The sequence below is a fragment of the Hymenobacter arcticus genome (assembly GCF_054779975.1).
In genome coordinates this window covers 1-22054 of record NZ_BAAGXF010000011.1, presented here as the reverse complement: position 1 = coordinate 22054, position 22054 = coordinate 1, and the positions used below count along the sequence as shown (strand labels likewise).

The 22054-nt window shown below is 59.9% G+C and carries 18 protein-coding genes; 9 read left to right on the top strand and 9 right to left on the bottom strand.

Annotated features, from left to right (window positions below):
* Positions 1-37: 37 nt before the first annotated feature.
* From ACYVGC_RS17110 to ACYVGC_RS17090, 5 genes are all read right to left on the bottom strand, one after another.
* The gene (locus tag ACYVGC_RS17110) at positions 38-559 is read right to left on the bottom strand and encodes a heavy metal-binding domain-containing protein (protein WP_460585067.1); all 522 of its coding nucleotides are present in this window, start codon (positions 557-559) and stop codon (positions 38-40) included.
* Positions 560-593: 34 nt separating this feature from the next.
* Positions 594-1415: a DUF305 domain-containing protein gene (locus ACYVGC_RS17105; RefSeq protein ID WP_460585066.1), complete on the bottom strand. Its 822-nt coding sequence runs from the start codon at positions 1413-1415 to the stop codon at positions 594-596.
* Positions 1416-1469: 54 nt separating this feature from the next.
* Complete coding sequence (locus tag ACYVGC_RS17100; RefSeq protein ID WP_460585065.1) at positions 1470-2417, bottom strand: heavy metal-binding domain-containing protein; 948 nt, start codon at positions 2415-2417, stop codon at positions 1470-1472.
* A 309-nt stretch (positions 2418-2726) separates the two neighbouring features.
* On the bottom strand, positions 2727-3200 hold the full coding sequence (locus ACYVGC_RS17095) for a hypothetical protein (RefSeq protein WP_460585064.1): 474 nt from the start codon (positions 3198-3200) through the stop codon (positions 2727-2729).
* 238 nt (positions 3201-3438) lie between these two features.
* Positions 3439-4203, bottom strand: coding sequence for a hypothetical protein (locus ACYVGC_RS17090; protein ID WP_460585063.1), 765 nt, complete (start codon positions 4201-4203; stop codon positions 3439-3441).
* Between the two features lie 210 nt (positions 4204-4413).
* On the opposite strand from ACYVGC_RS17090, the gene ACYVGC_RS17085 reads away from it, so the two are divergent.
* The 8 genes from ACYVGC_RS17085 (at position 4414) to ACYVGC_RS17050 (ending at position 14264) form a co-directional block, all read left to right on the top strand.
* On the top strand, positions 4414-6681 hold the full coding sequence (locus ACYVGC_RS17085) for a heavy metal translocating P-type ATPase (RefSeq protein ID WP_460585062.1): 2268 nt from the start codon (positions 4414-4416) through the stop codon (positions 6679-6681).
* A 12-nt stretch (positions 6682-6693) separates the two neighbouring features.
* Positions 6694-7071 (top strand): cupredoxin domain-containing protein, encoded by a 378-nt coding sequence (locus ACYVGC_RS17080; RefSeq protein WP_460585061.1) that lies wholly within the window; start codon positions 6694-6696, stop codon positions 7069-7071.
* A gap of 11 nt (positions 7072-7082) precedes the next feature.
* Positions 7083-7706 (top strand): helix-turn-helix domain-containing protein, encoded by a 624-nt coding sequence (locus ACYVGC_RS17075; protein WP_460585060.1) that lies wholly within the window; start codon positions 7083-7085, stop codon positions 7704-7706.
* A gap of 148 nt (positions 7707-7854) precedes the next feature.
* A complete protein-coding gene (locus ACYVGC_RS17070; protein ID WP_460585059.1) occupies positions 7855-9603 on the top strand; it encodes a hypothetical protein in 1749 nt (582 codons plus the stop codon).
* 136 nt (positions 9604-9739) lie between these two features.
* Positions 9740-10363 carry a DUF305 domain-containing protein gene (locus tag ACYVGC_RS17065; RefSeq protein ID WP_460585058.1) on the top strand — a complete coding sequence of 208 codons (624 nt, stop codon included), beginning with the start codon at positions 9740-9742 and terminating at the stop codon, positions 10361-10363.
* A gap of 198 nt (positions 10364-10561) precedes the next feature.
* Entirely contained in the window at positions 10562-12040 is a 1479-nt protein-coding gene (locus tag ACYVGC_RS17060; protein ID WP_460585057.1) for a hypothetical protein, read from the top strand.
* Between the two features lie 118 nt (positions 12041-12158).
* Entirely contained in the window at positions 12159-13409 is a 1251-nt protein-coding gene (locus ACYVGC_RS17055) for a hypothetical protein (RefSeq protein WP_460585056.1), read from the top strand.
* A gap of 168 nt (positions 13410-13577) precedes the next feature.
* Positions 13578-14264: a hypothetical protein gene (locus tag ACYVGC_RS17050; protein ID WP_460585055.1), complete on the top strand. Its 687-nt coding sequence runs from the start codon at positions 13578-13580 to the stop codon at positions 14262-14264.
* Between the two features lie 117 nt (positions 14265-14381).
* On the opposite strand, the gene ACYVGC_RS17045 is transcribed toward ACYVGC_RS17050, so the two are convergent.
* The 4 genes from ACYVGC_RS17045 to ACYVGC_RS17030 all read right to left on the bottom strand — a co-directional run bounded on the left by ACYVGC_RS17045 (position 14382) and on the right by ACYVGC_RS17030 (position 20334).
* Positions 14382-15290, bottom strand: a complete 909-nt coding sequence (locus ACYVGC_RS17045; RefSeq protein WP_460585054.1) for an Abi family protein — start codon at positions 15288-15290, stop codon at positions 14382-14384.
* A 1226-nt stretch (positions 15291-16516) separates the two neighbouring features.
* Entirely contained in the window at positions 16517-19018 is a 2502-nt protein-coding gene (locus tag ACYVGC_RS17040) for a PAS domain-containing protein (RefSeq protein ID WP_460585053.1), read from the bottom strand.
* Positions 19019-19092: 74 nt separating this feature from the next.
* The gene (locus ACYVGC_RS17035) at positions 19093-19218 is read right to left on the bottom strand and encodes a hypothetical protein (RefSeq protein ID WP_460585052.1); all 126 of its coding nucleotides are present in this window, start codon (positions 19216-19218) and stop codon (positions 19093-19095) included.
* A gap of 51 nt (positions 19219-19269) precedes the next feature.
* Positions 19270-20334 (bottom strand): chemotaxis protein CheB, encoded by a 1065-nt coding sequence (locus ACYVGC_RS17030; protein ID WP_460585051.1) that lies wholly within the window; start codon positions 20332-20334, stop codon positions 19270-19272.
* A gap of 406 nt (positions 20335-20740) precedes the next feature.
* Between ACYVGC_RS17030 and ACYVGC_RS17025 the strand changes: the two genes are divergently transcribed.
* Positions 20741-21934, top strand: a complete 1194-nt coding sequence (locus ACYVGC_RS17025) for a PAS domain-containing sensor histidine kinase (RefSeq protein WP_460585050.1) — start codon at positions 20741-20743, stop codon at positions 21932-21934.
* Positions 21935-22054: the final 120 nt, after the last annotated feature.

Genomic DNA, 22054 nt, shown 5'->3' with positions numbered 1-22054 from the left:
AGACGGTTGGCAGCCGGTAACCGCCAACCGCCGGGGACTAGGAGTTTTTGACCAGGGCCATGCCGCACTTCGGGCATTTGCCCGGTTCGGTGGCCGCTACTTCCGGGTGCATGGGGCAGGCGAAGGCCGCACCCACGGCTTTGTGGGTGTGGGCCTCATCCAGCTTGTCGAAGCGCACGGTCAGCGCCTTGCCGTCGGCCGTGTTCAGCGTCACGATGGCCGTGCGCACCTTGGCCCCGGCGGGCAGCTTGGCAACGAGGTGGTCATCACCGGCCGGGGCCAATGGGACGGTCACGGTGGCGTTGGTGCTCAGCTGCACCAGCACCGAGCCGCTCATGCCCTTGTTGGGCACGGCGCTCATCTTGGCCCCGAGCAGGTAAAAAGCCAGTTCGGTGGGCTGGGCTACCAGCTCCAGATGGTAGGGGCTGGCCGAGCGCACCACGCCGCCGTGCGGGGCGACGTGGGCGTGGGTTTCGCCCGCTGCCATTTCAGCGTGCTGGGCGTAGGCGAGGGGCGCGGTGGCCAGCAAGGCCAGTGCGGCGAGGAAGGTGCGGAACATTCTCATGAAATGAATCAGTGGGTTTAGAGTAGGATTAGGCCTTTTTCAGTTCCATGCCGCATTTCGGGCACTTGCCGGGCGCGTTGCTTTGGCCCCCGTCGTTCATCGGGCACACGTAGGCGGCAGCCGTCGCTTTCATCTTGCTGCTATTCTTGGCGTGCCAGTCCTTAAACTGCTGGATTTCTTTATGTTGCGCGGCTATCATCATCTGCGCCATCTCCTTGAGCTTGCTGTCCTTGCCGTGGGCCAGCTCCGCTTTGGCCATATCCACGGCGCTTTGGTGGTGCACGGTCATGAGCATGTTGAAATTCATGTCGGCATCGGCTACCATCGTGGGCATGTTCTGCTTCGTGTAGTCCATCGCGGCCTTCAGCTGGACGGTGAAGGGGTCGGCCGGGTTCTGGGGCTTGTAGTTGGTCGGGGCCGCGTCGAGGCGCTCGGCAATGGGCTCCAGCTCACCGATTTCTTTCTGCTGGTCGGCCTTGATTTTCCCGGCCAGCTGCTTCATAGTCGCGTCTTTGCCGTCGCGCAGTTCAATGTCAGCCATCGCAATGGCCCCCTGGTGGTGCATCAGCATCATGTGGGCAAAGTCGTGGTCGGTGTTGCCCTTCATCTTCATGGCGGCCATCTTGGCCATCATGTCGTCCATTGAGGCCATCAGGGGTGAGGTGCCGGCCGCCCCGGTCGCCATTTTGGAGTGGTCCATGCCGGCCATGTCGCCGGCCGCAGCGATGGTGTCGGTCGGGGCCGCGGCCTTTTCAGTAGCCGTGGTGTCGGCCGACTTGTTGCCGTTGCAGCTGCCAAGCAGCAGGGTGCCCGAGCACAGGGCGGCTAGGAAAAGTGCGGACTTTTTCATGGGGTTTGGGTTGGAATTAGGATTAGAATGAAAAATGAGGGATAAATCCGGGGGTTACGCCTTGACGTTGATGGTGAAATTGCCGGTGTGAATCTGCCCACCGTGGTTGAATTGCAGGAACACGCGGTACAGGCCGGGCTTTTCGAAGCTGGTGTTGAAGCCGATGACGGGCCCCTTGTCGGCTTGGTCGTTGGGGTGCACATGGAGGTAGCGCTCGGTGTCTTCGCTGATGACCACGACGTGGCCCAGCGCCCCGAGGTACTTGTCGAGGTCGGTCACGGGCTGGTCATTCTGGCTGAGCGTGATTTTCATGCCCAGCAGCTGGCCTACTTTCAGTGCCTTGTCAAAGGAGAGCGTGGCCTGGTAGCCGTCTTGGCTCCACTGCATCTGGTCTTTGCTGAACTTGACGGGCGTGTACTTCGGGCCCTGCACGCTCACCACCTGGCGGCCCAGCTGGTGGCCGCTGCCGTCGGGGGTGTAATCCTGAAACAGCACGTACTCGCCGCCTTTGGGGAAAGTGAACGAGGACTTGTAATTGGCATCGGCCGTGAATTCGGGGTGCTCGTGGTCGAACACCGATAGGTCCTTGCGCACGATGATGAGGTGGATTTTCTTCTCGTGCACCACGGCCAGCGGCACCGGGGCTTTTTCGTTGCCGAGTTCCTGTGGGGTGTAGGTGAGCGTGACGGGCTGGCTAGCCACTAGCTGCATGGGCTTGGGCTCAAACTTCATCTGGTAGCTTTTGCCGTTGCTTACCTGGTCGTTGTGCACCAGCTCCATGCCGCACTTGGAGCACTTCTGGCCGGGCTTGGTACTGGTTACCTCCGGGTGCATGGGGCAGGCGTAAGTATGGCCCCCGGCGTGCGCGGCAGTGCTGTCGGGCGCGGTGCCCGTGGGGGTGGTAACGGTATTGGTGGCGCTGCTGCTGGACGAATCCGAGGAGCAGCTGGCAACGGTGAAAACGCTGGCAGCGGCCAGCAGCGGAACAAGAAAGCGAGTCATGAAAACGGGTAAGGGATGGATGATGCGGCCCTGAACGGGCCGGTGGGGCCTACGCCTGCCACTGCTGCCAGAGCACGAAGCCCAGCACGGCGGCCAATCCGGCGTAGAGCAGGTAGGACAGCCAGCGACGGCCCGGCCCACGGGGGGGCGGCGCGCCGGCCTCCTGACAGCAACGCTGCCTTGCGAGGGAGGAAAAACCAGGAAAATGGGGGGAAGGAGCGCGGCTTAGCCACGCGGACGGGCAAATGAAAAGGCCCGCCCCGGACATAGCATAGCTATGCCGGCGCGAGCCTTAGCGCGTCGGAAGAATCAGACAGTCAGCGACTGAATGAAAATGCGGATGTCGGGTATTTTGGGCTTAAGCTGCCGGGGCGGAACTAGGGCAACGGTAGCCGTGCGGTCCCATTTGCCCGCCAGGGGCCGGAAATGAAACTCAATCGCCGTCGGTAATATAGCCGGGGCGGGTATAAACAGGTGCTTCTGGGCGGGCGTCGTCAGCGAGGAAAGCAGCGAAGCCGACTTGTCCTTGCAGCAGTCGTGGCTGCGGTTCGGCTTGGACGAATGCCCGTGCTGCTTGGGGTTGTGCTCCGCCACGGCCCCGTGCCCGTGGCAGCCGGGGTGCGCTGGCTTCTCTGCTTCGTGGTGGCTCATCGCTGCCATCGGCGGAGCCAGCAGGGCAGGATTTACCGTTGCGCACCAGCACTGGCCCACGAACACGTTGACGAAGACGAGCAGGAAGCTCGTCGCCAGCAGACGGCGGAAAGGAAACAGGCTACGGAACATAACGGGCACTAAGCAGCCGCAAAATTAGGCTTATCTCTCAAAAGGAGTTAAGCTGCTTCTTTACCCGCAATGCTGCGAAAGGGTTCCAGTAGCCTGGTCGGGCTTGCGGAGAGGTAGAGGTAAAATAACTTCTGTTAGTGACCTAGGCCCCTTTGCTGAGATAATGAGCAAGAGTCGGGTAATGGCTCAGCGCAAAATTATGCAAGTGTGCGGCGTGATTTTGTAAACTGTAGTTGCCCTAAATAAGCGGAAGTTGAAAACGTTGAGCAGTTAAGTTAAACTGGTCCGCAGCCCACCGGTATTTATCATAAAAACGGGTAGAAGGGCCAGCACTCAATCCATCGACAATGATGTTCCGCAAGGAATCGTATTGCATAGAAGCATCACCTTCGTCCCACCCAAAACGGTTATCGTAGTCGGTGAAATAGTCCAAATAGTAAATGCCCGGAGTTAGTTCTTTGCAGTTTTCAGCTAGGTAATTTACTTCCTCATCGCCATAGCCTTCGTTGCCCATCGACGGATACTGGTTTGCCAAGTCATACAGTGCTTGGTCAAACTTGATGATTGGTAGCTTTTCGGCAGCCTCGGTTTGGTATGCTCTCACGAATGCTTCGCCAAACATCAAGGAGCCTTTGTGATACATCTGACCTACTGTAATGGCTCCCCTACATAAGAATCCATGACGAATAAGCGTGTGGATAGCATAAGAGCAGTCAAAGAGCATTGAGTAGATACCTCCTTTCTCCTCAGCTAATCGGGATATAATTAGGCTGTCAGAGACTTGGATTGTCTGGGTGTCAATCCGTAAAGCTTTTTTGCCCTCCTCACTATCTCCCTTCATAGGGTCATTAAATGTTTCCTGTAACTCGGTCAAAGCGTCATGGATGACCTTGAAAGCATTTGCATCAGTGTAGCTCTTTATCAGCTGATTCTTGAAGCCTAGAATATCAATAAAGGCAACTACACGTTGCTCGTATTGGAAGGGAAAATTTTGACTGCTCAATTTGGAAATGTGGGATTAGTCGAACGTTAAAACGAGTAAGCGAAGGTACAGAATTGGTCACTGTATAGGGCGTTAACCCGTTAAATTATGCTAGTCTGCGGCGGTATTTAGTACCAACTTTGAGATTCGGTGGACGTTCCTTTGTAGGGTGATTATGGGCTTTAGCCAGCCGGCTAATAGCCTCTAAAATCACATCTTACGCTGCTTTTTATGGAACCTGCCACTAAAACCGAGACCCTCGACATCGAAGGCATGACGTGCGCCTCGTGCGCGGCCTTTGTCGAGAAGTCGCTCAGCCGCACGCCGGGCGTGCAGCGGGCGATGGTCAATTATGCCACCGAGAAGGCCACCGTCGATTACTTGCCTACCCAAGCCTCCCCGGCTACCTTGAAGGAGGCGGTCATCAGCGCCGGCTACGGCGTGACGGAGCGGGCGCCCGACACCAGTGCCGCCGAGCGTAGCGCCGAAATCGACCGTCAAAAGGCGCTGGCCTACCAGAAGCTCAAGCGCCGCTTCGGCGTCGCGGTAGGGTTGGCCGTGGTCATCATGCCCCTGAGTATGCTCATGCTCTGGCCAGCCATGATGCAGCGCGTCAACATGCAATGGCTGAATTACGTCCTGCTGCTACTGACGCTGCCCGTGCTGCTCTACAGCGGGCGCGAGTTCTACGTGTCAGCCTGGAACGGCTTCAAGCACCGGGCCGCCAACATGGATACGCTCATTGCCGTGGGTACCGGTGCGGCCTTCCTCTACAGCCTGGCTGCCACCGTGGTGCCCGATTTTTTCACCAGCCGGGGCCTGCTGCCCGAGGTATACTACGATACTACGGCCACCATCATTGCCCTCATTTTGCTAGGCAAGGTGTTGGAGCTGCGAGCCAAGACCCAGACCTCGGCGGCCATGAAGTCGCTTATAGGCCTGCAAGCCAAAACGGCCCGCGTGGTGCGGCCCGATGGGGCGGAAGTTGACGTGCCCATCGAACAGGTGCAGCTGGGCGACGTCGTGATGGTGCGCCCCGGCGAGAAGGTGGCCACCGACGGCCTCATCACCGACGGCTCCTCTTCGCTCGACGAGGCCATGCTCACCGGCGAAAGCCTGCCTGTGGAGAAGCAAGTGGGCGACCCCGTGTTTGGGGCCACGCTCAATAAAACGGGCTCTTTCCGCTTCCGCGTCACGAAGGTGGGGGCGGATACCATGCTCTCGCAGATTGTGAAGCTGGTGGAAGACGCCCAGGGCAGCCGCGCCCCCATTCAGCGGCTGGCTGATAAGGTAAGCGCCATCTTCGTTCCCACGGTGGTCGTCATTGCCATTCTCACGTTCGTGCTGTGGTTTGATTTGGCCCCGGTCGGCACGCGCCTGCCGCTGGCCTTGGTCAACTTTGTGGCTGTGCTCATCATTGCCTGTCCGTGCGCCCTGGGGCTGGCCACGCCCACTGCCATCATGGTGAGTACCGGCAAGGGAGCCGAGCACGGCGTGTTGATTCGCAACGCCGAATCCTTGGAAAAGGCCTACAAAGTCAACACCGTGCTGTTGGATAAAACTGGCACCATTACCCGTGGCGAGCCCGCCGTGACGGACTTCTGGACGCTGCCCGGCCAGGAGGCGGGCCAACTGCTGCAAGTGGTGGCTGCGGTGGAGCGGCAGAGCGAGCACCCGCTGGCCGAGGCCGTGGTGCGTCACGCCGACGCTCAGGGTGGGGCTAGTTTGACTGCCACCGGCTTCCGAGCCGTGGAAGGCAAGGGGGCCGCTGCCACCGTGAACGGCCAGGCCGTGCTGATTGGCAACCGCCGCCTGCTGGCCGACGAAAACGTGCTTCTCTCCCCCACTCTGATTGCCCAGGCTGAGCAGCTGCTGAGCCAGGCCAGAACCGTACTTTACGTTGCTGTGGCGGGCCAGGCGGTGGGCCTGCTGGGCGTGGCCGACACCGTGCGCGACACGTCGGCCGCAGCCATCAAAAAGCTCCAGGCGCTGGGCATCGAGGTGGTGATGATGACGGGCGATAACCCTGAAACAGCCGCTCAGGTGGCCGGGCAGGTGGGCATCACGCGCTATTTCGCCGAGGTGCTGCCCCAGGACAAGGCCAGCAAAGTGAAAGAGCTGCAAGCCGAGGGCCGCACCGTGGCCATGGTCGGCGACGGCATCAACGACGCACCCGCGCTGGCGCAAGCCGACATCGGGCTGGCCATCGGCTCGGGCACCGACGTGGCGATGGAAGCGGCCGGCATCACGCTCATGCGCTCCGACCTGAACGGGGTAGTCACGGCCATTGAGCTGAGTCGCCAGACCATTCGCACCATCAAGCAGAACCTGTTTTTTGCCTTCATCTACAACACGTTGGGCATTCCCGTCGCGGCCGGCCTGCTCTACCCCTTCTTCGGCATCCTGCTCTCGCCCATGCTCGCGGCCGGGGCCATGGCCCTCAGCTCCGTCTCGGTGCTGACCAATTCGCTGCGCCTGCGCAGTTTCGACAACCACTAATCCTTCCTTATTATGGACACGACCGCCATTATTGTGACCGTAGCCGGCCTGGCTCTCGCCGGGTTTGTGCTGTGGTACTTTTTCTTCTCGGCTCGCCAGACGGCTAGCGCCGTATCCTCTTCCGGCGGCGTGCAGGAGGTGGCCATTACTGTCAAGGGCGGCTATTCGCCCGACGTGATTGAGGTAAAGCGCGGCCAACCCGTGCAGCTGAGCTTCTACCGCGACGAGGAAAACAGCTGCTCGGAGGAGCTGCTGATGCCCGACTTCAGTATCCGCCGCGACTTGCCCGCTTTCAAAACCACGCTGGTGGAGCTGCTGCCCAAAGAAGCCGGCACATTTTCATTTACCTGCGGCATGGGCATGCTGCGGGGTAGCCTAGTAGTGAAATAATGGCGCATCCCATGAAAGCCGACGTTAGCATCGCCCACGTTTTGCCGCCGCCCGACTCGCACCGGCTGCTGATAAAGAACATGGTCTGCCCGCAGTGCATCCGGGTGGTGCGCGAGGACCTGACGGCACTGGGCCTGCACGTCCACCGGGTAGCGCTGGGTGAGGCGGACGTAGCAACGCCCGCCGGTGCGGCCCCGGACTGGGTGGCCATCCGGGCCAGCTTGCACGAAGCCGGATTTGAGCTGCTGGAAGACCCCCGCGACCAGCTGGTAGACCGCATCAAAACCCTGCTGGTGGCCCTGATTCACTACCCGCCGCCCGGCCCGCGCCTGCTCAACTACTCGGATTATCTGGTCGAGCACCTGGGGCGCGACTACCATTATCTTTCCCATCTGTTCTCCGCTGCCGAAGGCCTCACGATTGAGAAGTTCATCATTCGCCAGAAGGTGGAGCGGGCCAAGGAGTTGATTGGCTACGGGGAACTGCCCATTGCCGAGGTAGCGCAGCAGCTAGGCTACAGCAGCCCGGCGCACCTCTCGCGGCAGTTCCGGCAGGTAACCGGCCTCACGCCGACCGAGTTTCAACGCCTGGGGCCGGCCAGCCTAGCCCGGCGCAGCCTCGATTCGCTGATTTAAAGGCCGCGTTACCTGAAGGTGACGTAAGTCACACAGGGTCAACATTGCAAGTAGTGGATAGGCAGCGGTCCGATTAACGGGCCGCTGCTTTTTTGTGTTACGGACCGTAGAGCGCCGACCATCACCCCCGGCCTCGCCTCTCCTGGTTATGACCCGACAGCTTCTCGTTGAATTCGATGACTTATTTACCGGGCCCGCGCAGCCCATTCCCGACTACCTGAGTGGTATTAGCCGGCTAGACCGCTTGCAATGCGTCTCGCACTTGCTTGGCTATCTAAGCCAAACGCCGGCTCCTAAGCGGGACTACGTGACGGACATGCAGCAGTTTTTCGGGCCGCAGCATAATGAGCTTTTTGCCAGCCAGGTATACCAGCAGACGCAGGCTTTAGCGCGCCGCGTCAAGTCCAAGCTCAACTTTCTGCATCCGAAAACGGCGCTCCAACTTTATAGCCTTTGTTTTGAGTTGGCCGATGAGCCAACCAGGCAGACCGAGCCTGAACTAGAATGCAGCTTTTTTGTGGCCTGCCTGGCCCTAAACGAATTCTATATCAAAGAGCAGTACCAGGCCATGACCGTTGCCCAACAGCTGCTGCCGATGCAGCCGCTCGCAGCTACTGCTTTAGCAGGTACGTTCTCGGATTTTGAGTTGGTGAACCACCGTCTGCACCACATTGCGATGCTGCAACTGATAAAGTCGGTGCGGCTGTTCGAGTTTTTAGAGGCTGAGGCCCGTTTTGCGCCCCTGCTGCAAGCATTTTTGCGCCGGTTCAACTGCCAAAGCTGGCAGGAGTATTTCCGTCTGTTAAGCGGCGTAGTCAAGCCTGTTACGCAGGCAGAAAACCCCGGCCGAATTGCGATTGAGGTGCCCGCTGGGCCTGATTACGAGAAGGCGTGCGCGTTTCTGCGGCATTTCACGCTCCCCGAAGGGCAGCCGCTGGACATGGCCGACTTCACCAGTTTACGGGCCACCCCGCTGTGTGAGGAATCGCCCGGCACCTTCGTGCTGGTGTACCCGGTATTGGTGCTGGAAACGCTGCACAAGGGGCTGTATTTTCAGTTTAGCCTAGCTAATCGGGCCTTGCCCAAAGCCGAACGGGAAAAGGATTGGCGGTCGGTTTACTGCGACTTGTTTTCCGAGCAGTACCTGCTCTACCTGCTGCTGAACGCCACTTTTCGCGGCCGGGGGCTGGCGCTGAGCGGGAATGCCATCAAGGCCGGGTGGACGCTGAAAAAGCAGTCCGAGCCGGACTACTATTTCCGCCACGGCCACCGGGCGGTGCTGTTCGAGTCGAAAGACGTGCTGGTGAACAAGAATGCCAAGGCGGGCCACGACTTTGCCACCTACTTGGAAGAGCTGCGCTATAAGTTTGACGAGGACGTGGACGCACACCCCAAGGCGGCGAAGCAATTGGCGGGCAACGTTGAGCGCCTGTTGCAGCGGCAGCTGCCGTTCGACACCGATTTTGACCCGGCAGGACTAATTATCTACCCGGTGGTAGTGGTTCACGACCGCCTCTATAACCAACCGGGCCTGAACGTGGTCGTCAACGACTGGTTTCAGGAGGAACTGACCAAGCTGGAACAGCAAGGCCTACCCGTGCATAACGTTCGGCCGCTGATTATCATCGACGTGGATACGCTGCTGGCTTTTCACGAAGATTTCCGAGATGGGCGGTTGGTACTCGAAGACGTGCTGGAAGAATACGTGGCCTACCTGCGTGCCCCGGCCTGGGCCGGCATCAGCGCGGCCGAGGACGAGCAGCGGCAGATGCAGGCCATTCACCCCTTCGCGCTGTTTTTGGAGAACTACGCGGAAAAGCGGAATATGCTGGGCATCCCGAAGGAGATGCTGTACCAGATTTTGCCCATTATTAACCGGAAGGGCGAAGCCGAATAACCTTGCGCAAGCCCGGTTAGCCAAGGTGTGTGACTGCTGGCTAGAAATTATGCAAGCGGAGCGACGAAAGTGTACAAATCATGAGGGAGGTGGGGCCGTTTTAGTCGCAGTTAATCCCTCATCACTACTTACCCCTATGAACCGTTTACTCCGCTTTCCCACGCTAGCATTGCTTTGCCTGGGCCTCGCCACTACTGCCTGTAAAAAGGACGAGGGCCTGCAAGTGCAGTCCCACGACCAGAGCACCCTGATGACCATCATGCACGCCATGATGATGGACATGGGCATGATGAAGCCCACCGGCGACCCCGACAACGACTTTGCCCTGATGATGACCATGCACCATCAGGGGGCCATCAACATGGCCAACGAGGAGTTGAAAAATGGCAAGGACACTGAGATGCGGGCCCTGGCCACCAGCATCATTGCCAAGCAGCAGGACGAAATCAAGCAGTTCAATGCTTTTCTGACGGCGCACCCCGCCCACACGCCGTTCCTGCCTGATTTTGCCATGATGCAAGATGCGAATATGATGCGCATGGACCAGGCCAACGACCTACGCCCCCTGACCGGCGACACTGACTACGACTATGCCCAGCTTATGGTGGACCACCACCAGAGCGCCGTTGAAAACTCCGACCTGGAGCTGAAGTATGGCCGTGAAGCCACTACTAAAACCCTGGCGCAGAACATTATTACTGACCAGAAGATGGAAATCGACCAGTTCCAGGCCTGGCTGCTGAAAAACAAGAAGTTTTAGGAAGCCAGCACCATGAATTACCAAAGCAGCGGGGCCGTGGCCCCGCTGCTTTTTAGTATTAATCGTCGCTACGGCGACTTGTCGATGCGGCCGGGCGGGGCGATGGGGCCGATACCGGGCAGGGCTAGCGCGGCCAGGTAGCGGCTCCCGCAGCGCAGGGCGACAACTATTCAAAAACTTTGCAGTAGACCATTTGCTATGAAATCGTTACCCTTTGCTTCGCTGCTGCTATTGACCGGTCCCGCCGCACTGGCCCAACAACCCATGCCCGGCATGACGATGCCACCCGCTCCGGCGGCCAAACCCATGCCCAGCAGAACCATGCCGGCCGATACGGCTAAGAAGATGCTGGGCATGAAAGCCAGTCCGTCCATGAGCGGCATGGAGATGGACAGCGCCGGCAGCATGGGCATGGGGGGCATGCGCAACTCGTTTTCTAAAAACCTGCCCATGACCCGCCAAGGCTCGGGCACGAGCTGGCACCCCGACAACTCGCCGATGTACATGAAAATGTACCAGCCCGGCGGCTGGGACGTGATGCTGATGTACTCCGTGTTCCTGCGCTACACGAGCCAGAACGTCAACCACCGCGACTTGCGCGGCGACGCCGATTTCCGGTCGAACACCTACGTGATGGCGATGGCCAACCACCTGGTGGGCCAGCACGGGCTGTTTACCATCCACGCCATGCTCTCGGCCGACCCGTTCACGGTGGGCGGCAGCGGCTACCCGCTGCTGTTCCAGACCGGCGAGTCGTGGCAGGGGGTGAAGCTGCACGACCACCAGCACCCGCACGATTTGGTGAGCGCGCTGGGCGTGGCCTACACCCAGGAAGTGAGCCCCGACGTGGACCTGACGGCTTACGTGGGCTACCCCGGCGAGCCGGCCATCGGGCCCCCGGTGTTCATGCACCGGCCCTCGGCGGCTAACTTTCCCTCGGCCCCGCTGGGTCACCACTGGCAGGACGCCACGCACATTCAGTTTGGCGTGGCCACGCTGGGCGTGCGCTACCGCAACGCCAAGCTCGAAGGCTCGCTCTTCACCGGCCGCGAGCCCAACGAGAACCGCTACAGCTTCGACCGGCCCCGCTTCGATTCCTACAGCGCCCGGCTCTCGGTGAACCCGGCTCCCAGCCTGGCCCTGCAAGCCTCCGTGGCCCACATCAAAAGCCCGGAGGAGTTGGAGCCGGCCGCCAACCAAGAGCGGTTCACGGCCTCGGCGCTGCACAACGCCGCGCTGGGCGGCGAAACCGTTTTGTCGTCGGCCTTCGTGTGGGGCATGAACCGCAACAGCGGCGTGGGCGACGTGTATTACTCCCACTCGTTTTTGCTGGAAAGCAACTGGCAAGCCCGGCAGTTCAATGTCTTCGCCCGCCTCGAAACCTTGCAGCTCAACTTCGACGAGCTGCTGCTGCCAGCCCCCACCGAAGGGGCCCTGCACGAAAACCACCAAGTGTCCGCCTTCACCTTGGGGGCATCCAAGTACCTGGCCAAGACCAGCGCCGCTTGGGTGGACCTGGGCGCGACCGGCACCCTCAATGCCTACGACACCGGCAACGCCACGCTGCTGAGCAGCTACGGCCGCACCCCGCTTTCATTCGAGGTGTTCGTGCGCATTATTGCGCCGCGCATGAAAATGCGTATGGGCGGCGGGGGCCACGGGGGCATGAAGATGTAAGCAAAGCAGCCGAGTTAGCCAAGCGGCGCCTTTCGCGGGGCGCTGCTTTTTTGGGGCCGTGCTGGTTACTGGTAGCCGGCGGTGCATCTTCGCTGCCCGGTTTATTTTACTTTATCCAATGTCCGAACATTTACCCCCGCTGATTCAACGCTACAAGGCCGATTCCGAGTCCGTTTACAACACTTGGTTCATCAACAACGAGGAGCGCCTGAAGGCCTTCCGCTCCATCCGGCGCGGGGTGCAACAAGTGGTAAAGGACATCAAAGCGGGCAGCTTTGGCAACGATTTTAAAGGCACCTCGCTCGAATTCGTGCTCAGCGTCATTAGCGAGCAAAAGCAGGTGTTCCAGGGCGCGGCTCACCCTTTCTATTGGAAGCCCAAGTTGCGCATCCCCGACATCTACGAGCACGAGGACAACAAGCGCGCCTTCGGCCAATTTCTAGAAAGCTGCCTGGCTGCCACTACTGAGCAGCAGCTATTGCGCGAAATCGACATTTTGGACCGCCGCAAAATCAAGGGCCTGGGCCCGGCCGTGGCCAGCATTCTCTACTTTCTGCACCCCACCCTGATGCCGCCCTGCAACACGGCCATCGTCAACGGGTTCAACGCCTTGTTTGGAGAGAAAATCAAGCTCGGGTCCTGGTCCGAGTACCTGCGCATGCGCGCTCGGCTGCGCGACCTCAACCAGGAGCACCGCCACCACTTGAGCCTCGACTACGGCGCGTTGAGCGGCTTGCTTTTTGACGTGGGCGTAAAGAAGATGATTGCCGGTGACCAGCAGTTTGCCACCGACGAGGACCGCGACAAGTACCAGCAGCAGGCCCAGAAGCGCCACAAGGAGGTGCAGTTCGAAGCCCAAGAGGAGAACCAGCACACCGAGATGCAGCACCACCTGCTGCGCGTAGGCAAGGCCTTGGGTTGTGATGTAACGACGGCCATCAACGACCGCAACCGCCTTTGTGGCGGGCAGAAGCTTTCGTTTCTCTGCCTCGACCAGCACCCCGCGCTACCGGTGCCAGCCGACGTGGCCAGTACCATTCGCCTTATCGACATCGTGTGGTTTGCGCCCGGTACCAACCGCGTGGTGGCCGCCTTTGAGGTCGAGAAGAGCACCAGCATCTACAGCGGTATCCTGCGGCTGACTGATTTGGCGTTCTCCATGCCTGAGCACGAAACGGCCTTATACCTAGTAGTGCCCGACGCCCGCGAAAAGGAAGTACAGGCCCAGCTCTCGCGCCCGGCTATCCGGGCCGCCGGCGCGACCATTCGCTACATTCTGTTTTCGGAGTTGCGCCAGCACTGCGAGGCGCTGTGCAAATTTGGCGACTCGCCGGCGGCCATGCTCAAGATTGCGCGGTCAGTTTCTTAGCGCTGGTTTATGAATACCAGCAAGTTGTAGGAATTTCTGCATTATAGGCAAGCATCAATGAGCATTTGCAATTACACCAGCCATTTTTCCCGCAGGGCATTTCGGCACCTTTCCGAAGTATTTAGCTACGAGTTAAGCTTTTCGGAGCTAGGTATAACGGACCACTTTGTGTTGGACTTGGTAAGGTTTTCCCAGCAGGTGGCCCCCTTGCAGGTGGAGGTCTACAAAACGTCGTGGCCGGTCGAAAAACCTTACGGCAACGACATTGATTTATTCGTGCAGGATGCCACAGGCCAATACGACTGGTACGCGCTGCAAGCCAAGGTAATGTCGCACGAGGGTGTATTTAACGACCTGAAAGTCAAGAAGCCAGGTGCGATTGAGGAGCAATGGCATAAATTGCTGCTACACGAGTACCTGTTTGGCAGCCAGGCTTTTTATCTGCTGTACGTAGGGCAATCCAAAACCAATTTTCCCAACACACCACCAACTTATTCAGACTGCCGGGGGCGCGCATCAATTGCCGAGTACGGCCTGACCCTAGTGAAGGCGCTGGACATCATGAATACGGTTAGCAGTACCTCGCCCATGCCGTTTAGCGATGTTTTTCCAGGCCTAGCAGAGCCGCTACGCTCACTCTTCTGCTGCCCTCGCAAAGCACCGCAAAGGGCCATTAAATTCAGCAGAAAAGACATTCTACCCCCGATTTACAGACGGGTATATGCGCGAAGCAAAGGGGATGACCCGTACCGGGGCCATAACCACCCGGACAATTTCCGCCCCGAAGGCTTTGCCCCCATCCGCATTCTGATTGACCTTAACTCAGATGTGGTGGATGGAGATAGTGATAATTAGGCCATGCTGAATGCTCTTGCCATGACCGGACTACATGGGTTGAAACTGCGCCTGCACGAAGTCGTGGGCGTAGTCTTTAACTTGGTCGCACGCTATTACCGAAGCGCGTCGCTGTTGCTAATGGTGCCAAACGGCTGTTTTTTCCCAGTCCGACGGAAAGCCCATTAGGGTAGCATCAATTTGGTATTCCCGAATTAGCTCTTCGACCTTCCTCGTGAAAGAGTTGCCTGGGTTGAAGCACTTCAGCAGATGGTTGACGAGCGCTGCTGCCCCGTACATCGTGGTGTTCGCATCCTCGGGCATGGGTACGGGGAACTTAAAAGCCTTGCGGGAGGGAATGGTGGGGCGGTCAGCCGAGATAATTCTGTTCCAAAGCCGGCCGTGGTGCGCACAAACGTTCCGAACATTGGCCAGCCAAAGAAACCACGTATCCAGGGTGGCAGGAGCTTGCTGGAACTCAGCAGCAATTTGCAGCTTCGTTTCACTAGTTAGCAGGGCCCTGAATAAGCGCGCAAGCTCTCCCAGTGATAAGGTCTCCAGGGCCATTTGTGACGGTGGAAATGGCTCATCGGGATAATTCCGCTTGAACGTCTTCAGAAATAACTCTTTAGGTAGTTTGAATTCTTCCTGTAGATTAGCTAATAGCGCTTGCCACTGACCTTTATACTTTACGTCAATCAAGTTTTCGTCGGTGTACCAGAAGAAGCCGTGCGCCAGACTGTAGTAATTGGTCAGCTTGGCTCGCAGCCCCACCTCCACGCGTTCCATGTACTCCATCACGATGGCCCGCAGCCGCTTATCGAATTTGTAAGCGTTCACTACGTCATCGAAGCTCGTGCCTTCCACGAAGCGGTGCGCCCGGCCAGCCACTTGCAAAGGGTACATGTAGCCACTGAGCCGGTAGTAGCCAATGCTATCCAGGTAGCGAGTCGCGCGGACCTCGTCCGGAATAAGTAGGTTACGACTTTTGAGTAGGGCCAGTAGCTCCGCGCTGGAGAGTGGCTGCTTGCGGTACTGCTGGGGCATGCTAAACCATCTGAAACGGCAACGCCCCTAGCAGCTAAGCTAGGGGCGCCGTGATTTCGTTAAGAAAGCCCCGCAGATGCGCTTGCGTCAGTGGCGTGCGGGGGATTAATAGTACAAATGTACGGCGCATTTTTTAATTCCACCAAATTAGCCGGGTGAATGTCGTAGTGGTATTGAGCTTCGCATCCTGCTGGGCTTGAGGTAGGCGTTTAAAGGCTTCCAGAAACGCGATGCCGCCCATGCCGGCGGCTCTTATTGTAGAAGAGCGGATTTACACGCTAAGCAATCAAATTGCTGATTACTAGCGTACTGATAGAGGCTTTAACTTGCTCAGTCAAAAAGGAAATCCTTTCTTATATGCTTGATATTCGCTCTCGATTGCTTGAAACCGCTTATTTCATAGGTGTTTGAAAACCAGTCTGTTTGATAAAGGGCTTAGCGTGTAAATTCGCTTTTCTGCAATAAGAACCCTTAGCCGGGCTAAACCCTGAGCAGGCGGCACAACAGATGGATGCTAACCCGTTGTCTGATACGCTAACCGATTTTTCAGTATGTAATTGAGGCCCCTGCTCAAGGGAGCGCAGGCCATTAAAAAGCCGTTTTAACTCTTAGCCTAGCTTACCGCATGCAACCTAGTTGAACAACAACCGCTTTATCCTAATCCTCAAGAGCTACGCACGCTGGGGACGGATGAATATTACCAGCTCTATTACTACGCAGTATTCCGCAGCAGCACGCAGTTGGTTGGCAGTATCAGGTACCGGGCCGCTTTGGTTTGCGTTTCCTGCTGCTTGCGGTGGATGACGCATTCACTACTCTAAAAAGCAATAGTTTCGCCTGCCTCATCCAAGATTAATCTCGTCTGCTGGTATTAGGGGTAGCGCAAGAGTAAGAACAGAAATTCCCGGTAGGTTTTCTATAGTGTCGGAATTCAGCGCTTGGAAGCCGTTTCCGTCTCATTAAGTCAGCTATTGTGGCTAGTAAGAGCTACTGATTAACGAGATAATCAAACAATACGCTTTTAAGAAGCAAATGGCCCTCAGTATTCAAAACTGCCTTAAACACCTTAAAACGAATGTTTCACTGTACAAAACTGCCCTGACAACCTCTAAATGCGGGACGTGAGTTGTGGGTGCCCCGTTTGGAAGCGACTCGCTTAACTTCTGTACCAAACTTTTAACCGAGGCCACTCTTGCGCCACCCCAAGTAGGCGGGCCGCTAGGAAGCTAGCGTTTAAAATAGATGCGAAAGGTGGTACCCTGGCCTACGTGGCTCTCTACCTCCAGCCGCCCGCCGTCGTTTTCCACCAGCTTCTGAACCAGGTAGAGGCCGACGCCCGACCCGTCCACGTGGGTGTGAAACCGCTGAAACAGGCCGAAGCTCGGCCGGCCGGGCGGCAAGGTCAGACCCAGGCCGTTGTCCGCTACTTCGAGCACCCAGAAGTGGGCCTCCGTCCGGCACCGCACGCGCACTTCGGGCGGGCGGTCGGGGTGACGGTACTTGACGGCGTTACTGAGCAAGTTGTAAACTATCGAGCGTAGGTTCTTTTCGGAGAAATTGACGGTGGGGCAGTCCGCCACGTCCACCGTGAGCTGCGCGCCGGCTTCGGCAATGGGCAAAGCCAGGTCCAGCAGCACGTCGCGCACCACATCGGCCAGGGCCACGGGCAGCGCCGGCTCGCCCGTCTCGGCCTGCGCCCGGGCGATGGTGCTCAAGTGGGTCAGCGTGTGCTGGAACCGCTCGACGGAATCGTGCAGCAGCTCCAGGATATGGGCTACCGGGGCGGACCGGTCGGAGGCCGGCAATTCCTCGCGCAGGGCGTGCAGCAGCCCGTCGAGGTTATTGAGGGGCCCTTGCAGGTCGTGGGAGGCCGTGTAGACGAAGGCATCCAGGTCGCCGTTGGTGCGCGTCAGGTGTTGGTTGGTGTCGCCCAGCGCTTCGTTGCTGACCAGCAGCTCTTCGTTGACATTGCCCAGGTCGGCGTTATGCGTTGCCAGCTGCTGGTTGAGCGCCTGCACGTGCTGCCGGCTGCTTTCCATGGCCTGCCGGGTGCGCACCTGCGGGGTGACGTCGTGGGCAAAGACCACCACCCCGTCTACTATCCCCTGGGCGTTGCGGCGGGCCTGGTAGGTGAAGGTCCAGTAGCTTTCCTCCAGTTGGCCCGCCGCGTGGCGGGCCAGTTGCAGGGGCAGCTCCTCGGCCACGTGGGTTTCGCCCGTGTCGTACACGTGGCGGAACAAGCCGGGAATCGTTGTGTCGGCTAGTTCGGGCAGGGCGTCGAGCAGGGATTTGCCCAACAGCGCCCGGCCGGGGAAAAGCTGCTGATACGCCGGATTGACCAGCTCAAAAACCAGGGCCGGGCCGGCGAGAATGACGATGGGCCCCGGCGCGGCCATGAACAGGGCGTGCAGCTGCTGCTGCTGGCGTTCCAGTTCGGCGCGGGCCGCCACTTGCTCGGTAACGTCGTTGATAAGGCAGTAAAACCCCACCACGCGCCCCTGCTGCACATCCGGCACGAAACTGGTGCGGATGTGCTTCACCAGGTCGTCGCGATAGGGCATGAGCGCCTCAAAGTTCACGTGCTCGCCCGCCAAGGCCCGCGTCATATAGGGCGCGGCGGCGGCATAGGCCGCTTCGCCCACCACCTCGCGCACGCGCCGGCCCCGCAGCTGCGCCGGCGACTGGTGGAACCAGCCCTCGTAGGCCTGGTTGTTGAACTGGTAGCGCTGGGCCTGGTCCACGTAGGCGATGAGCACCGGCAGGGCATCGGTCACGAGCTGCCGCTGCCGGGCGCTGTCCTCCCGCTCCTGGCGGGCCCGCACCTGCTCGGTTACTTCGTAGGCAAAAATCAAGATGCCGTTAATTTGGCCGGCCCCGTCGCGGGTGGCCTGGTAGATGTAGGTAACAAAGAGGTACTCCAGCCGGCCGGAATGGGTGCGGTCCAGCGTCACGGGCGCGTCGGTACCGGTGTAGGTCGCGCCCGTGCGGTACACCTCGTCCAGCTGGTCAAAGAAGGGCTGGCCTTCCAGCTCGGCCACGGCCTGGCGGTAGGGCCGGCCCACCAGCTCGCGGTGGCCGAACATGGCCCGAAAGTCGTCGTTGGCTAGTTCCACCACGTGGCCGGGGCCGGTGAGCACGGCAATCAGGGCCGGGGCCTCGGCCACGAGCCGGTGCAGGCGCTGGGCGTCGGCATCGGCGCGGGCGTACTCGGTGGCCTGGAGGCTGTCGGTGATGGTATCGACCAGCCCGGCGTTGGTGAGGGCCAACTCGTCGTTGAGCCGGCGTACGGCTTGTTCGGACCGGCGCAGCTCGTCGGCCTGGGTGCGCAGCTGGCCGTTGGCTTCCAGCAGCTGCCCATTGGCGACCTGGAGGCTTTCGTTGCTGACCAGCAGCTCCTCGTTGGTTACGTCCAGCTCCTCGTTGGCCACCGCCAGCCGCTCGTTGGCCGTGGCCAGCTGCTGGGCAGTGCTGGCCGGCGGGGAGCCGGCGGGAGGCCGTTGCTGCGCTTCGACGTGGGCACTCACGTTGTAGGCAAACAGCAACAGGTCACTCACCGCGCCCGCCGCGTCGCGCACGGCCTGGGCGACGAAGGTGAAATAGACGGGGCCCCGCGGGTCGGCGCGGGCCGCGTCCTGGAAGACAATGGCTTCGTCGCCATGACAAGTGGTACCGGTGCGGTAGGCCTCGTCCAGCCGGGCAAAAAAGGGCTGGTCCCGCAATTCGGGCAACGCGTCGTGGAGTCGCAGTCCGGTCAGCGGCCGGTCGCCAAACAGCTGCCGAAACAGGGGATTGGTGACCGTGACTAAGTGGGAGGCCCCGGCCAGGCTCGCCAGGCCGGGGCCTCCCGCACGAAGTCAGCGAGTCGCTGCCGCTGCGCCGCTGCTTCGGCGGGGTTCTCGGAGTCGGCGGGAGGGGTAGCGTCGGGCATAGCGGGGAAGGTACGTGTTCGGGGGCTACCCGTCAGCGGGAGGGGGTCGGGCTACGCCTGCTTTTTGGGGTAGAATTGCAAGTCGCCGCTCAGGGCTTGCTGTTGCAGGATGGACTCGTGCACGATGCGGGCCTGAAGACCAGATTGGTCGGCTTTTTCAAAAAACAGCTCGGCCACTGCGGTTTGCTGCAATTCGGTGAAGTGCAGGCCCAGGTTGTGGAGCAGCATCTTGGTTTCTTCCAGCCCGCGCATCGATTGGTAGAGCAGGCTTTCCACCGACCGGGTGACTTCGCTCAGCAGCGAGCTGACGGTGTAGGCATGGCCCGTGTGGCAGCGGTAGCGAATGAGCTGGCCTTCGATGAGCTGCGTTAGGGCCCCGTGGCAATCCGGGCAGGTAAAGGGCGTCAGCTTCCCCTTGTCAATGATGCCCAGCTCGAAGCCGCCGCCCTGCTTGGCAATGGTCAACTCAATTTTGAGCAGGTCCCGCGCGGCGGCGGGCAAATGGGTTTTGCCGGGGGCCGGTTCCAGGGTGAGGCGCACGAGCAACGCCCCCAGCTGGGCCAGCGGCACCACGTGGTCGGCCGTCACAAATTCCAGGGCATTGGTGGGCATGGCGGGCTGCTCGGCGTCGTGCGGGTCCTGCACAATGGCCAGCCCGCCCATGCGCTGCACCGACCAGAGGCCGGAGGTGCCATCGTCGAGGTAGCCCGTGAGCACCACGCCCAGCACGCGGGGGCCGTAGGTATAGGCCGCCGAGCGAAACAGGGCGTCGATGGACGGCCGGAAGCGGTTTTCTTTCGGGCCCCGCGTCACCAGCACCCGGTCGTCTTCCAGCAGCAGGTGGTGGTCGGGCGGGGCCAGGTAGATGGTACCGGGCTGCACCACTTCCCCGTTTTGGGGATGCTTGGCGTGAAGCGCCGACACCGCGTTCAGCAGCTGGGGCATGAGGCTGGGCGAATCGGCCGCCACGTGCAGCACCACGAAGATGGGCGCCGGGAAATCGGCGGGCAGGGCCTTAGCCAGCGCCAGCAAGGCGGTCACGCCCCCGGCGGAGGCCCCGATGACGACAATATCCCGGCGATGCCGACCAGTTTTTCGAGTGGGATTGGTAGCCATAATTATCAGGTTCAATAAGATACCATAGGAACTATGGGCAGACGGAAGAAGGCTTCTGTTTGTCCCTTGTTGGCGGACGAAGGTATCGGCATTTCGGAATACGTCGCCCAACCCGCCGCTTTTCCTTTCGGCTCCGTCCACTATTCCACCAAAAAGCGAACAACCTTTAAGCTAGCCTCAGCCCTACTATATATTGTCGGACAACTCCTTGAATCAGGGCGGCTTTCAGTCGTTCCTAAGCACTCGCACTTGGTCGCATTTCTCCGCCATAGGCCTCAAAAACCTGGCTGATTTCGCAGCCGCCCACCCGTTCCGCTAGCACTCCCCCGGCATGGTACCATCACGCTAATTTTTAAGCTCCTCCTTAGGATAGCGCGTATCTTACCCGCTCCTCCAAACTTGTACCATGCCCCCGAAGTCCACGCCAACGGCCAAACCGCGCTCCCTTCGGGCCGAAAATGATGCGCTGCGCGCCCAAATCCAGCGGTTGCGCGCCGACCGAACCGCGGTGGCCAAGGAGAAGAAAAAAGCCGACGCGTACGAGCAAAGCCAGGTGCGCTTCCGCACCGTGTTCGAGAATTCGCCCCTGGGCCAGAAAATCATCAACCCCGACCTGACCATCCGCCAGGCCAACCCGGCGCTGGTGGCCATGCTCGGCCTCACCCACCCCGACGAGGTCGAGGGCCGGCGCATCCTCGAATTTACCCACCCCCACTACCGTGACGACTGGAACCACTTGCAGGAGCGCCTCTGGGGCCACCGCATCCCCAATTTCACCTTCGAAACCTGCCTGGTGCGCGCCGATGGGTCCTCGTTCTGGTGCCAGGTGCACTCCATCCTGTTCCCCGACGAAGGCGAAGAGTTGGGCTACACCACCCTGGTGGACACCACCGCGCACAAGGAGCTGGAAACGTCCCTCAAACGCCTGTACGACACGCAGGAAACCATCCTGCACTTGGTGGCCCACGACGTAAAAACCCCCATCGCCCACATTCAGATGCTGGTGGAGCTGCTGCGCCGCGACGGGGCCGGCCAAGCGTCGGAGGCGCCCAAGTTTCTGGCCCTGGTGGAGCGCGCGTGCGCCGAGGCCAACGCCCTGCTCAAGGACGTGCTCTACGTCGGGGAACTGGACGCCACCCGGCTGAAAAAGGAGCCCACCAACCTCAACGCCTTCCTGGATGCGCAACTGACCCTGCACCGCGTCGCCGCGCAGGAAAAAGGCATTGACTTGGTGTTGGAGGTGCCGCCCCACGCCGTGACGGCCCCCCTGAACCCCAACAAGTTCAGCCGGGTCGTGGTCAACCTGCTCACCAACGCCCTGAAATTCACCCCGGCCGGGGGCCGGGTAGTCGTCGGCTTGGCCGAGCCCGCCGGTCGGCCGCGCCTCTCGGTGCAGGACACCGGCATCGGCATTGCCCCGGCCTTGCAGCGGCACATCTTCGACAAGTTCAGTGCCGCCGCCCGCAGCGGCCTGTACGGGGAATCCACGACCGGGCTGGGCTTGTTCATCACCCAGCAAATCGTGCGGCTGCACGGGGGCAAAATCTGGCTCGAAAGCCACGAAAACGAGGGCACGACCTTCTTTATTGACCTCCCTTAGCCCGCTACGTGGTAACCCCTGGCAGGGGTACTCTTACCCGGTGGCCCGCCGTATTCGGCCCCTTACTCGTGCTCGCGAGCGTCCAGGCGGGCAATTACTTCCTCCAACGTCAAGACGCCC

Bases quoted from the DNA above. Each gene is read 5' to 3' on its own strand.
- ACYVGC_RS17080 (WP_460585061.1), top strand. From the start codon at position 6,694: ATGGACACGACCGCCATTATTGTGACCGTAGCCGGCCTGGCTCTCGCC.
- ACYVGC_RS17035 (WP_460585052.1), bottom strand. From the start codon at position 19,218: ATGCCCGACGCTACCCCTCCCGCCGACTCCGAGAACCCCGCCGAAGCA.
- ACYVGC_RS17075 (WP_460585060.1), top strand. From the start codon at position 7,083: ATGAAAGCCGACGTTAGCATCGCCCACGTTTTGCCGCCGCCCGACTCG.
- ACYVGC_RS17100 (WP_460585065.1), bottom strand. From the start codon at position 2,417: ATGACTCGCTTTCTTGTTCCGCTGCTGGCCGCTGCCAGCGTTTTCACC.
- ACYVGC_RS17095 (WP_460585064.1), bottom strand. From the start codon at position 3,200: ATGTTCCGTAGCCTGTTTCCTTTCCGCCGTCTGCTGGCGACGAGCTTC.
- ACYVGC_RS17025 (WP_460585050.1), top strand. From the start codon at position 20,741: ATGCCCCCGAAGTCCACGCCAACGGCCAAACCGCGCTCCCTTCGGGCC.
- ACYVGC_RS17085 (WP_460585062.1), top strand. From the start codon at position 4,414: ATGGAACCTGCCACTAAAACCGAGACCCTCGACATCGAAGGCATGACG.
- ACYVGC_RS17045 (WP_460585054.1), bottom strand. From the start codon at position 15,290: ATGCCCCAGCAGTACCGCAAGCAGCCACTCTCCAGCGCGGAGCTACTG.
- ACYVGC_RS17110 (WP_460585067.1), bottom strand. From the start codon at position 559: ATGTTCCGCACCTTCCTCGCCGCACTGGCCTTGCTGGCCACCGCGCCC.
- ACYVGC_RS17070 (WP_460585059.1), top strand. From the start codon at position 7,855: ATGACCCGACAGCTTCTCGTTGAATTCGATGACTTATTTACCGGGCCC.
- ACYVGC_RS17030 (WP_460585051.1), bottom strand. From the start codon at position 20,334: ATGGCTACCAATCCCACTCGAAAAACTGGTCGGCATCGCCGGGATATT.
- ACYVGC_RS17055 (WP_460585056.1), top strand. From the start codon at position 12,159: ATGTCCGAACATTTACCCCCGCTGATTCAACGCTACAAGGCCGATTCC.
- ACYVGC_RS17105 (WP_460585066.1), bottom strand. From the start codon at position 1,415: ATGAAAAAGTCCGCACTTTTCCTAGCCGCCCTGTGCTCGGGCACCCTG.
- ACYVGC_RS17065 (WP_460585058.1), top strand. From the start codon at position 9,740: ATGAACCGTTTACTCCGCTTTCCCACGCTAGCATTGCTTTGCCTGGGC.
- ACYVGC_RS17060 (WP_460585057.1), top strand. From the start codon at position 10,562: ATGAAATCGTTACCCTTTGCTTCGCTGCTGCTATTGACCGGTCCCGCC.